The organism is Hymenobacter roseosalivarius DSM 11622 (genome assembly GCF_900176135.1).
GTDB lineage: Bacteria > Bacteroidota > Bacteroidia > Cytophagales > Hymenobacteraceae > Hymenobacter > Hymenobacter roseosalivarius.
Genome location: NZ_FWWW01000082.1, coordinates 64084 through 76918, shown reverse-complemented (window position 1 = coordinate 76918; position 12835 = coordinate 64084). Strand labels below are relative to the sequence as shown.

General features: G+C 59.0%; 9 protein-coding genes. 6 read left to right on the top strand and 3 right to left on the bottom strand.

Going from position 1 to position 12835, the window contains the following annotated elements; genetic code table 11:
• Nucleotides 1-177 precede the first annotated feature (177 nt).
• Nucleotides 178-1779, bottom strand: coding sequence for a protein adenylyltransferase SelO (locus tag B9A24_RS14925; protein ID WP_084446825.1), 1602 nt, complete (start codon nt 1777-1779; stop codon nt 178-180).
• Between the two features lie 202 nt (nt 1780-1981).
• Nucleotides 1982-3796, bottom strand: coding sequence for a M61 family metallopeptidase (locus B9A24_RS14920; protein WP_084446824.1), 1815 nt, complete (start codon nt 3794-3796; stop codon nt 1982-1984).
• A 270-nt stretch (nt 3797-4066) separates the two neighbouring features.
• Between B9A24_RS14920 and B9A24_RS14915 the strand changes: the two genes are divergently transcribed.
• Both B9A24_RS14915 and B9A24_RS14910 read left to right on the top strand, forming a co-directional pair.
• Nucleotides 4067-4588 (top strand): GreA/GreB family elongation factor, encoded by a 522-nt coding sequence (locus B9A24_RS14915; protein ID WP_084446823.1) that lies wholly within the window; start codon nt 4067-4069, stop codon nt 4586-4588.
• An 85-nt stretch (nt 4589-4673) separates the two neighbouring features.
• Entirely contained in the window at nt 4674-4931 is a 258-nt protein-coding gene (locus B9A24_RS14910; protein ID WP_084446822.1) for a hypothetical protein, read from the top strand.
• A gap of 54 nt (nt 4932-4985) precedes the next feature.
• Here the strand turns inward: B9A24_RS14910 and B9A24_RS14905 are convergent, their stop codons facing one another.
• Nucleotides 4986-5690: a PD-(D/E)XK nuclease-like domain-containing protein gene (locus B9A24_RS14905; protein ID WP_084446821.1), complete on the bottom strand. Its 705-nt coding sequence runs from the start codon at nt 5688-5690 to the stop codon at nt 4986-4988.
• A 480-nt stretch (nt 5691-6170) separates the two neighbouring features.
• Between B9A24_RS14905 and B9A24_RS14900 the strand changes: the two genes are divergently transcribed.
• From B9A24_RS14900 to B9A24_RS14885, 4 genes are all read left to right on the top strand, one after another.
• Nucleotides 6171-6554 carry a response regulator gene (locus tag B9A24_RS14900; RefSeq protein WP_200813934.1) on the top strand — a complete coding sequence of 128 codons (384 nt, stop codon included), beginning with the start codon at nt 6171-6173 and terminating at the stop codon, nt 6552-6554.
• Nucleotides 6551-7597, top strand: a complete 1047-nt coding sequence (locus B9A24_RS14895; protein ID WP_084446819.1) for an adenylate/guanylate cyclase domain-containing protein — start codon at nt 6551-6553, stop codon at nt 7595-7597. The genes B9A24_RS14900 and B9A24_RS14895 overlap by 4 nt, the downstream gene beginning before the upstream one ends.
• Nucleotides 7598-7641: 44 nt before the next feature.
• Nucleotides 7642-9129: a M28 family peptidase gene (locus B9A24_RS14890; RefSeq protein WP_084446818.1), complete on the top strand. Its 1488-nt coding sequence runs from the start codon at nt 7642-7644 to the stop codon at nt 9127-9129.
• Between the two features lie 627 nt (nt 9130-9756).
• Complete coding sequence (locus B9A24_RS14885) at nt 9757-12834, top strand: SusC/RagA family TonB-linked outer membrane protein (protein ID WP_084446817.1); 3078 nt, start codon at nt 9757-9759, stop codon at nt 12832-12834.
• The last annotated feature ends 1 nt before the right edge of the window (nt 12835 follow it).

Below are 12835 nucleotides of genomic sequence, written 5' to 3'. Positions count from 1 at the left end.
AACGCGAAGCATCTCGCGTGCTGGTGTTGTCATATAAAAGGTGGTCATGCTTCATCTAGCGTCCGCTTGTCGAAGCATCTCTGCTGGTTAGCAAATTCAATGAAGCGTCGAAGATGCTTTGCTTTCGGACGCCAGATGAAGCATGATGTCCGCGACTTCATCTACTGCCAGCCAGCCCTACGAGCTGCACGACAACGTCGCGCTGCCGGGCTTTTCCCGTGCCCACTCGGGGCGTTTGGCAGCCAGCTCGTCGTGCTCAGGCTGCTCGGCGAAGGGAGTTTTCAGCACTTCCATCAGGCGGTTGAGAACCGATACGTCGCCGGCTTCGGCGGCTTCGATAGCCTGCTGAGCGAGGTAGTTGCGCAGCACGTATTTAGGGTTGGCGCTGAGCATGTTTTCGCGAATAACTTCAGGGCTAGCTGGCTCCTGCTGAAGGCGTTGGGCGTATTGCTGGAGCCACTGTAGCAGCGCTTGCTCCCCCTCCGGCGACACGTTATAGGAAGCGGCCGCGAGCACCTCGCCAAACAAAGCAGCCTGCTTCTCCGGGTTCGCTAACAAGGCCGGAACGGTGTGCGAGAGGCGGCGGAAGAACAGCGTCATATCTACCTGCGCCCCGGCCAGGGCCTCGGGCAGGGCTTCTAGTAACGCCCGATCTTCGACCGGAAACAGCTCGGAGAGACCGAGCTTGCGCAGCATCATCGCGTGCCGGGTTTCGGCCAGCGTGGCAGTGTATTGATCGAGGCTTTGGCGGAGGGCTTCCGGCTCGGCTACCAGCGGCACGATGGCCCGCGCCAGTTGATACAGGTTCCAGAGCGCCACCTGGGGCTGCTGCGCGAAGGCATAGCGCCGGGAGGCAAAGTCGGTGGTGTTGGGCGTCCAGTCGGGGTCGTAGGGCTCCAGCCAGCCGTAGGGGCCATAGTCGATGGTGAGGCCCAAAATGGACATATTATCCGTGTTCATCACCCCATGCACGAAGCCCACGGACTGCCAGTGCGCTATCATAACGGCCGTGCGCCGGCAGACTTCCTCAAACCAGCCCATGTACACCGCCGGCGACGGCGCGCCCAGCTCGGGGTAGTGGTGCTGGATTACGTAATCGGCGAGGGCGCGCAGATTATCCAGCTCGCCGGCCACGGCCATCATCTGAAAGTTGCCGAAGCGAATGAACGTGGGCGCTACCCGCGCCACGACGGCTCCCGGCTCTTCCTGCGGGTTGCCGTTGTAGAACATATCCCGCACCACCGTGTCGCCGGTAGCTACCAGGCTCAGGGCCCGGGTGGTGGGCACACCGAGGGAATGCATGGCCTCAGAGCACAAAAACTCCCGCAGCGAGGAGCGCAGCACCGCGCGGCCATCGGCGCGGCGCGAGTAGGGCGTGGGACCGGCTCCTTTGAGCTGGATTTCCCAGGCAGAGCCATCAACAGCCCTTAGCTCGCCTAGGGAAATGGCCCGCCCGTCGCCGAGCTGCCCAGCCCAGTGGCCAAACTGGTGCCCGCCGTAGCGGGCCGCGAACGGTTTCATGCTATCGGTAACGAGGTTGCCGGCCAGAGCATCCACGGCGGGGCCACGCTCCTCGGGCCGGGTCAGGCCCAAAAAGCCCCCCAGCTCCTCGGACCAGGCCAGCAGGTGCGGGTCGCGGACGGGCGTGGGCTCGATGCGGGAGTAATGGTAGCCAGGCACCTGGCGCGGACGCTTATCGGGGGCAATTTCGCCGCGCAGCTCTTCCACGAAGGAGTTGTGAAAGGGGGCTTGATCTAGCGGTTGGGTGGATATAGACATACTCAGGAGAAGTCAGTTGGCAAGAATCCGCGTGGCAGGACGCGCTTTTTGACCAACGCTTCTCAGCCGCGTTGGTTCCGGTCGAGCTTTGATTCTGGAGCATTGTTGCTGGTTGGAATGTAGCTCTGGGGGGCTTCTTGCCTCACCCCCGGCCGTTCAACGGAGGCCTCCGTTGAACGGCCGGGGGTGAGGCAAGAAGCCCCTATAAGTTCTTCATCCACGCCTCGCGCAGAGCCAGCTGGGCCGGCGTGGCGTTGGGGTCGGGCGCGAAGTCATAGCTTTTTACTTCCTCCGTAGCCCCAAGACGCACGCGCACCGGCTGCTCTTTCCCGTCCCGGCGAATAGTGAGCGACAGCTCGGAGCCGGCAGGGCGCGATTTTACCTGGCCAATGACGGAAGCAAAGTTGCGCCGATCCACGAAGGTCCCGTCGATGCCCGCGAGCTGGTCGTCCTGCCGGACGCCGGCCGCTTGCAGCGGGGCGCTTAGCGCGGTGAAATACACCTCGTCGCCGCGTACCTGGTAGGAGGCCTGGCCGAGGGTGGCTATCTGGCGGCCGGTGCGCAGGCTGCGGTTATAGCGGATGCCAACTTTGGCGAAGTACTCCTGCAACGGGAGAGGCTCGGCTTGCTGGATATAGCGGGCAAAGAAATCACCGATTTCGGGGTAGGTGAGCCGGGTGAAATCCTGGAAGAAGTTTTTCTCGCTGATGGGCTTGTCGGGACCGTATTTTTTGGCCAGCTCCAGCAACACTTCGCGCAGGCCGCGCTTGCCGCCGCTCAGCTCCAGCAGGCGCAAATCCAGCAGAGTGGCGGTGAGGGCCCCGCGCTGGTAGATGTTGCCGTACTGCCGCTGGCCTTCGTCGCCGAAGGAGTTCAGGCCCAGCTTGCTGAGGCTGTACGTACTATCGGCGCGGGTGCGGTCATAAACGACTTTATCGTGCAGGGTTTCGAGGTAATCATCGAGCGAGACGAGGCCGCCGCGCAGCTGCATGGTATGGGAGGCCCACTCCGTGACGCCCTCGTACAGCCACAAATGCTCGGAGCCCGTGGGGTTCACGAAGTTGAACTGCTCGATGATTTCGGAGTGAATGTTCAGCGGCGTCACGATGTGGAAGAACTCATGGGCCGCGATGTCGACTACGTTCCGGGCGGACTCCGCCGTAAGCGGCGTTTCGCGCAGCACGTATTCTGAGCTATAAGAATGCTCCCAGGCCCCGGCCGATTTATCAGCAAAATGATACAGAAACGCGTAGCGCTTCACCGGCAAATTGCCCCCCAGAAAGGCCTGAGCGGCATTTAGCATTTTCTGCATGTAGCCCAGCAGCGGTTCGGCCTGCACTTTGTCGGTCGCGGAGTAGCAGTATAGGGCCACGTCGGCATCGCCGAGCTCGGTGCTGGCTTCGGTGAGCCGGCCTACTAAAATCGGTGAATCAACAGCGTAGTCGTAGTCGTCCAGGCGGTAGTAGCCCTGGGCGTCGGGTACGAGTACGGTGCCGGCTTTCCAGTCCTTGGGATAGTTCAACTTAAGGCGCAGGGGGGCATTCTGCATGTCCTCGGGGTAGCCCAGAATGGTCTGGCCGTTGAGCAAGGCGTGGTCGGCTTCCAATGACGAGCCGCACATAAGATAAATTGGGTGCTCCTGCACCGGCGTATCCCAGGTTTCGGCGATGGTGTAGCGGATTTCGCGGGTTTTCTTCGGGTTAGCCAGCTGCCACTGATTGGTAGATAGCTGTTTGGCTCCCAGCGGTTTACCTTTGGCATCGAAGGCCTCAAAGCGGCGCACGAAGCGGCCCATGTCCATCACCTGGTAGGTGCCCGGCGCGGTGGCCGCGAACTGGTAGATGTCCTGGCTTTTCTTGAGCCTGGGCAATTGTAGCTTCACCTGAAACTCATTGCTGTTGGCCGCCGGGTCCATCGTGACGGTGTAGGTCAGCTCCTTGACGGTTTGGGCCCGGAGGGCAGGCGCGGTCGTGGCCAGCAGGGCCGTTAGGGCGGCGGTGCGAAAGAAGGTAGGCATGCTTCGGGTGGAATGAAGAGAAAGATTCTGAGCAGTGAAGGTAGCGGGAAAGCTCTGTATCAGGGATTTTTGAAGTGTAAGGTCGTTGATTCCTCTCTGAAAAGACAAAAGCGATTGGCGGAGTTTGTAGAATTATAATTCCTGCGGCATAAAAGGGTAAGGGCTCCAACCATATACTATGCATACGCTACGATGTGGTACTTTTGCCCCTTATTAGCCCCCCAGAACCCGGTTCGAAACTCCCTTTTTTGTGCTGCGTTAGTAAGCAGCATGAGCCGAGCATTTACCAAAGAAGACGACGCCCAGCAGCCACCCATTATTCCGCCCCGCGCGGCCTTGCCCCCTGGCACGCCCAACTACGTGACGCCCCGCGGCCTGGAGCTGCTGCGTGCCGAGCTGACGGCCCTGGAAGCGGAACGCGCCCAAGCCGAAGCCAACCGTGACAATGACGCTGACCGCACCCGCCAGCTTAGCTTATTCAACGGGCGCCTGAGCGACCTCACCGCCCGCATTGCCAGCGCCAAAGTCGTGGACCCGCGCCAGCAGCCCACCCATGAGGTACGCTTCGGCGCCACGGTCACGCTGCGCACGGTAAGCGGCGACAAGGCTGGCATGGAGCGAAAATTCACGCTGGTTGGGGTAGATGAAGCTTCCATCGCGGAAGGCAAAATCGCCTTTGTGGCACCCATCGCCAGGGCCGTGCAGGGGGCAACGCTGGAGCAACGCGTCGCGCTGCGCCTGGGCCCGAAGGAGGAAGTGGTGGAAGTCGCCGCGATTACGTATGATGCCTGAACAGCAGTCTCAGCCTAAGCTCAACATAACACGCGGCTGGCAGATTCAGTAAGCTATCTACTTCATCTCCTCTCCAGATAATCGTATGGACACCCCTACCCCCAACGTCAACCCGAACCAGCTGGTCCGCTACGTCATTCAGATTGATGCCATGAACGATACCGACAGCATCGGCCGGGTGCGCCAGCAGCTTACGGAGTTAAAGCTGCTGGTGGACCGCATCGAGCCCGGCGAAGCGGAAGTGGCCGTAACGCACCCCAATGCCCCGACCCCGGAAGACATCCGGGACGCGCTGGGGGCGGCAGGGTTTGAGGTGCAGAACATCACGGCCCAAACCGGCTAGCGCATTCAGGCTCCGGGAGCAATTCCAGGTACGGGACGCTACGTTACAGCCAGCTTACTCTCCATTCAGCCCTTCGGTAATATCGCGCACGGCTTCTGACAAGTAAGCGGGCACGCCGGCCTGGGGCTTCAGCAGGTGCAGTAAGCGCAGGTATTTGGCCCGGCCTTCCCCCAGCATAGTCCGCGATACTTCTACCGTAAAGAGTTTGAAGGGCTCCACTTTCTGCACGCCTACCAGCAGAAACCGGTCGGCGCGGAGGGCGTCGAGGTAGAAGGCGGCCTGGCGGTCGTAGTCGTAGCCCGAGCACTGCCATAGAAAGTGGTCGTAGTCACGGGCGTTGGTGGTCTTGAAGTCGATGATGGTGTAGCCGCGGTCGGTTTCGGGCACCACCAGGTCGGCGCGCAGCTTGCAGACGGTACCAATGGTGGGCTCGGTGAAGATGCAGCTCGGCTCGGGCACGCCGGTGGCCAGCAGCTGCTTTATCTCGGGGTTGAGCTGCACGCCTTCCACCATCCACCAGATCAGGGTATCGTTGATGCCGGGCAGGCCGGGCTCGTACAAAGCCGGCTCCAGCAGGGCCGTGTGAAAGGCCGTGCCCAGGCCCAGGGCGCCGGCCATAGACGCCGGCTTCTGGTAGCGCCCGTTCAGCGCGTCGCGCAGGCGCGAGAGGTCGGAGTTGGCAATGGCCGGCAGGGCGCGGTAGTCGTCGTAGGGCAGGCGCAGCAGATCGGGGCGGCGAAAGGGGTCGGTTTCGGTCATGGTGTTATAACAGTAGCATACGGCGGATAGCTCCGACGGAGTTGCCTAATTATGGCCCCTAAGTTCAAAAAAGCCCCCCAGCTCCGCAAAGAAAGCCAAATGGAATCAGCCGCAGCCAATAACCCCGCGGCCCCGTCTTTCACTGCCTCGCCGAACGCGCCCTCTGGTCCTCCTCACCCCGGCCAAGGCCCGGAATCGGGCCCCGGCAATCAACTACCTTTCTGCCTCACAGCCTTATCTAAGCTATATTCAAACCGTATAGCAAAGCGGACCATATGTTGTACGCCGCGCCGCTTCCCTGCTGCAACATACGCCTATGGTTGCAGTTGTTACATGCCGCCTTTCCTGGCCTTCGCGGCCGTATGTGAGGATGGCTGGCAGAGCGGCTGCTTTCTAAAAACATAGTCCCTCATTTTGACCGAGTATTTATTTGCCACTTTAAGGACAAAATCATCTTCCAGTAGTACTACCTTCGCCATGATGAAAATATTAGTAGTTGATGATGAGCCAGACGTGCGCCAACTATTTGAGCAGCGTTTTCGGCGGGAAATCCGCAGCGGCGTGTTCTCCTTCACCTTTGCCTACTCGGGCGAGGCGGCCCTTGAGTACCTGCATGACCACTTCTCGGAGGTTGTCCTGATCTTATCCGACATCAACATGCCCGGCATGAGTGGCCTGGAGCTGCTCCGGCGCATCAAGCAGGAGCACCCCGCCCCGCCCCCGCCCACGGTGATGATGATTACGGCCTATGCCGATCAGGAAAGCCACAAACAGGCCATGCAACTGGGAGCCAATGACTTCCTAACCAAACCAGTTGATTTCTCAGCCTTGAAGGAAAAGTTGATTTCCATGGACAAGGCATGAAAACAAAGATTCTAGTTGTAGACGACGAAGCCGATTTAGAGCTGCTGATCAAGCAGAAATTCCGGCGTAAAATCCGGGAGAATCACTACGAGTTTCTGTTTGCCAGCAACGGGCAGGAAGCCCTCACCCGCGTGGCCGAAAACCCTGATACGGACATTATTCTTTCCGATATCAATATGCCCGTAATGGATGGGCTGACCCTGCTTACCAAGCTCCACGATGCGCACACTGCTATCAAAACAGTGATGGTGTCGGCCTATGGCGATATGCAGAACATCCGCACGGCCATGAACCGCGGCGCTTTCGACTTCGTGTGCAAGCCCGTTGATTTCAACGATTTAGAGCTTACTATCGAAAAAACCATCGTACAGGTAAAGCAGCTGCGCGAAACCCTGCAAGCTATTCAGGAAAACAACATCCTGAAAATGTACGTGGACGAGACGGTGCTCAACTTTATGGCCCGCCCCGGCTTCGAGAACAAGCTGCTGGCCAGCGAGACGATAGACGCCACGGTCGTTTTCATCGATATCTGCGGTTTCACTTCCCTGTCGGAAGTTTTGCCCCCCGGCGACGTGGTGAACATGCTCAATACTTACTTCGACCAGATGGTGCGCGAGATTATCTCGCACAGCGGCTACATCGACAAGTTTATGGGCGACGCCGTAATGGCCGTTTTCCGGGGCGAGTATCACCTCGACCGCGCCATCGACGCGGCTCTGTCGGTGCGCAGCCTGCTGGCTGCCAGTCCTGGCACCCTCCCCGATGGCTCGGCTTACCAGCCACGGGTATCCATTGGCATCAACACCGGCGAAATGGTATCCGGCAACATCGGTTCCGCCTCGCTTAAACGCCTGGACTACACCGTAATCGGCGACACCGTAAACGTAAGCCAACGGCTGCAAGGTACTGCCCATCCCGGCCAGATTATCGTGACCGAGAATACGTATAACAAGATCAAAGAGTCGTTTCAGTGCCGGCAGGTGGGTGAGGTCAGCCTGAAGAACAAGTCGAAACCCATCATGACCTACGAGGTCGTGGCGTAGCGCGGAAATCCGTTCCGCGCTATTAGCGTCTTACTCAAATTTCTATGAAACACCTTTTACTCTCCCGCCTTCTCCTGCCAGTAGGCTTATTGCTGCTTAGCAACGGCCCAGCCCTCGCCCAGCGCGGCCCATTTGCCGGCGATAAGCGCTCGGCCATTAAGGAGGAGGACATAAAACGCGACTTGTTCGCCATTGGCGGCGACCATTTCCGGGGCCGCGAGGGCGGTACGCTGGATGAGCTGAAAGCGTCCGTCTGGATAGCCGAGCAGGCCCGCGCCATTGGCCTCCAACCGGCCGGCGACGATGGCACTTACTTCCAGTTCTTCCATATTCAGCGCACCCGCCTCACCAAAGACAGCCGCCTGAGCATCGGCACCCACCAGCTCACCCACGGCAAGGATGCCATGATTCTGGCCCCCGGCGTGGCGACCATAAATGCCCCCTTGGTATTTGTGGGCACCGGCACTGGCGCCGAAATGGCTAATGTCGATGTAAAAGGCAAAGCCGTAGCCATCCTGTTTTCGGGTGCGCCGTCGGCTGACCTGAGCTACCGTCGGTTTGTAGGGCAGACCATGCGCGATAAGTCGGTGGAACTGGTGAAGGCGGGAGCCGTGGCCGTTGTTTTCGTGTCGGATGCGCGGGCCCAGGACCTGTACGAACGCTGGACCACTAGCTATGAGCGTGGCCGCTACAGCTTGCCGGGGGAGGCTACTACCCGCGTCGTGGAGCAGGCCCCCACCATCTGGCTGCCGGCCGAGGCTTTGGCCTGGGTGCGCCAGCCCGGCCAGCAGCTGACGGCCACCCTGAAGGTGGAAACCTTTGCTTATCCATCGGTAAACATTGTGGCGACCGTGCCTGGCACCGATGCGCAGCTAAAGAAGGAAAACGTGCTGTTCAGCACCCATCAGGACCACGACGGCGTGCGCAAAATCGTGGCCGGCGACTCCATCTGGAACGGTGCCGACGACAACGCTACGGGTTGTGCGGCCTTGCTCGCTACCATGCGCGCTTTCAAACAGAAGCCGGCCAAGCGCACAGCCTTGTTCGTGTTTCACGGGGCCGAGGAGCGTGGGTTGCTGGGTTCGCGCTACTATGCGGCCAATCCTACCGTGCCCCGCGAGTCCATCGTGGCGGTGCTCAATGCCGAAATGCTGGGCCGCAACGCCCCCGATAGCGCTGCGCTGCTGGGCTCGCAGCCGCCCCACCGCAACTCGCTGAGCCTGGTAAATACCGCTTTGGCCGCCAACCAGGCCACCGCGCAATTCAAGCTTGATACGCTCTGGGACAAGCCTAGCCACCCGGAAGGCTGGTATTTCCGTTCCGACCATCTTTCCTACGCCCGCCTCAATATCCCGGCCATCTGCTACACGACGCTGCTGCATAAGGACTACCACACGCCCGAAGACGAGCCGGAGCGCATCAATATCCAAAAACTGACTGCTGTTACGCGCTGGATTTACCTCACCGGCTGGGCCGTAGCCAACCAAAAAGAGCGGCCTGCTTTAGACAAAGACTTTAAGCTGGAAAGGTAGCTGAGAACCACGCCGGGGGGCTTTTTTCGCCCTAAGCCCTGATTCTCAGCCTGCGCGGCGTGAGGCACGGTAAGCACTTAGGTTGGCGATGAACTCGCCAACCTTTTTTCGTGCCTTTTCCGCGCTCATATAATGCCTCTTAAACACAACCTTACTGAGTGTACAGCAGTACTGCTTTTACGGCTGGGTTTGTTTGCTTCTCTCGCTCTAAATAAAACAAACAGCCGATACCAAGTACCGATCTGCTGGGTAAGGGAAGATGCAGAGTTCAGGCTATTCGAAAAGCCCCCCACCCAGCCTACTGCGACTCTCCTAAGTGATGAGCAAATGGTTGCGTGTTTTCTTGATTCACCGCCTATCGTTTGAATAACCTCCGTGCGAAGGAGGCAAGGTCAACACCACTGCCGCCTAATGCGGAATGCAGAAGAATTAATTCGTCGTTTTCAGTGCCAAGTATTAAACAGTGAAATCACGTTTTGGCAGAGACCCGCAAACGTTTGCGGGTTCTTCCTGACCTAGTTGCAGTTACAGCTGACGATTGATGCATCGGTCACCTTTTCTAAGTAAAACCTAGCATCTGAGGTATTCCCCTGATTTCCATCTCCCACCCCAAAACCCTTCACTTATATGCTCCCTCCTCTACATTTTCCTGGGCTTCCCAGGTGGGTTAAGCAGCTCACGGCCCTGGCGGGACTGGGGGCTGTTTTGTGCGCCAGTAGCGCCCCGGCCTACGCTTCCGCAGAGGCCGCGACTATTGTTTCCTTGGCACAAACGCCAGCCGATGTGACCGTAACCGGCCGCGTGATTGATGAAACAGGCGGGGGCCTGCCCGGCGTGAACGTGGTCGTAAAAGGCACCACCAACGGCACCAGCACCGACCCGGAAGGTCGCTACACCATCACCGCCCCGGATAACAGCACGCTGGTTTTCTCCTTCGTGGGCTACAACCCGCAGGAGGTAGTTATCGGCAGCCGCACCACCATCGACATTAATCTGGCTCCCAATACACAGGCTTTGGGTGAGGTGGTTGTAACGGGCTACGGTACCCAAGCCAAGCGCGACCTGACCGGGGCCATAGCGCGGGTAGAAGGCAGCGAAATCGTCAATCAGCCCGTGCAAACCGCTACGCAGGCTTTGCAGGGTAAGATTGCGGGGGTGCAAATCACCAACAACGGTGCACCAAACTCCCAGCCGGTCGTGCGTATTCGGGGAACGGGTACGCTGCTGGCCGGTGCTAATCCGCTCTACGTCGTGGACGGCGTGCAGACCACCGATATCCGTAACCTGAGCAACGCCGACATTGCCACCATCGACGTGCTGAAAGATGCCTCAGCGGCGGCCATTTATGGCGTCCGGGGGGCAAATGGCGTTATTATTATCACTACCAAGCAGGGCAAAGAAGGCAAGCCCGTGCTGAGCTACAGCGCCACCGGCGGCTTCAAGCAGGCGGCCCGCCTTGTGGATATGGCCAGCGCCGAGCAGTACGTAAATTACCTCGGCGACACCTCCCCCGACACCAAAATTCCCGATTTCTCGGGCACCACCACCTGGTACGACGAGATTTTGCGCCGTAGCACTTTCCAGAACCATAACCTGGCCGTCTCGGGAGCGAGCGAGAACGTGCGGTACTACTTCTCCGGCAACCTGTTGCAGGATGACGGTATTGTTATCAATAATAAATTCCAGCGCCTCACGGTCCGTTCCAATACCGCCTTTGACCTCTCCGACAAGGTCACGATCAGCTCTCAGGCGTCCTTTAGCCATGCCAACACCCGCGACGTGAACATCGGCTCGGCCTACGGCAACGCCTACCGCGCGGCGCCGATTATTCCGGCCAAAGTGGGCGACCGCTACGGCAACACGTCTGCCTTCGGCAACGTGGGCAACCCGGTATTAGACATCGAGAAAAACGATAACAAGTCGTTGGAAAATCGCTTGCAGGGCAACGTGGGCGTCGATGTAAAGCCTGTGACCTGGCTTACGCTGCGTTCGGCCATTAACGTGGACCTGAACTACAACAACCGCCGCGTGTATGACTACCAGTACCGCAACGATGAGGTGACGTTTCTGACGGCCGGCGGCAACCAGCGCCTGGACCGCAGCAACCTGAACGTAAACCAGAATAATAACTACCGCTACCTGTGGGAAAATACGGCCACGTTTCAGCAGCGCTTCAATGACAAGCACAACCTGACCGTACTGGTCGGTAACGTGATTGAGGAAGGACTCGATAATGCGTTTACGGCTGGCCGTCGCGACGTGCCCGTCGACCCCAACCAGTGGTACATCAATGCCGGTGACCCAAATACGTCGGTGAACGGATCGGCAGCTTCCAAGGACCGCCGCATATCGTATCTGGGCCGTATCAACTACGCCTTTCTGGACCGCTACCTCTTCACCACCAACCTGCGCCACGACGCGACATCGCGGTTTAACCGCGACCAGCGCAACGGCTTTTTTCCTTCAGTGGGCTTGGGCTGGGTCATTTCGGATGAGTCCTTTTTGAAAGGCAACACGGTGCTGAACTTCCTGAAGCTGCGCGCCAGCTACGGCCAGCTTGGCAACGACCAGATTCCGGCCGACACCTACATTGTGACGGCTAACTCGAATATTCCGTATGTCTTTAATGGTCAGCCAATATTAGGCGCCACCATCACAGATATCAAAGACCAGGATGTGCGCTGGGAAACCACCACCGAGTATGACTTCGCGGTGGAGTTTGGCTTGCTCGACAACCGCCTGACCGGCGAAGTAACCTACTACGACAAGACCACCTCCGACGCCCTGATTCCGATCAACATTCCCGGCATCCTCGGCGACCCGAACAACCAGTTTATCACCAACGCCGCCGACATCACCAACAAGGGTATCGAAGCGGGCCTGAACTGGCGCACGAGCATCGGCGACAGCCCCGACTGGAGCTATAACATTGGGGTGAATGCTACCTTCAACAAAAACCGCATCGCCAACCTGAACGGCGGGCAGGCCCTGTTTGCGGGTGCCAACCTCGTGACGCGCTCCGACAATGGCGTGGCCGCCGGCAGCTTCTTTCTGCTCGATGCCATTGGCGTGTACCAATCGGCTGATGAAATTGCCAGCGGGCCGCGCTCTACCTTCGGCACGCCCCAGGTCGGTGACCTGCGATACGCCGACCGCAACGGTGACAATGTGATTGACCTACTCGACCGCTCCTATTTCGGCTCCTACCAGCCGCCTGTTTACTACGGCATCAATGGGGGGCTAAATTTCCGGAATGTGGACCTGTCTTTCGTGTTTTCGGGTAACCTGAACAACAAGGTGTACAACGCCAAGAAACAGGCCCGCAACTCGGCCACCGACAACGTGGAAGCCAGCTTTGCCAACGACCGCTGGACGGCCGCTAACCCATCCAGCTCCGACCCACGGGCGCTGATGAGCGGCATGCCCAATTCGACCTACTTCCTGGAGTCGGGGTCGTTTATACGCCTCACCAACCTGGTAGTAGGCTACACGGTGCCCGCGCCGGTCCTGGAGCGCTTTCGCATGACTTCACTGCGGGTGTTCGCCTCAGCCCAGAACGTGTTTACGGTGACCGACTACAGCGGCTTTTCCCCGGAGCTGGCGGGCGGTCCTCTGGACTCAGGTATTGACAGCTTCACTGCCTCTACGAGCTCTTACCCCATTAGCCGCACCATCACGCTGGGGCTAAACGTCAACTTCAAATAAG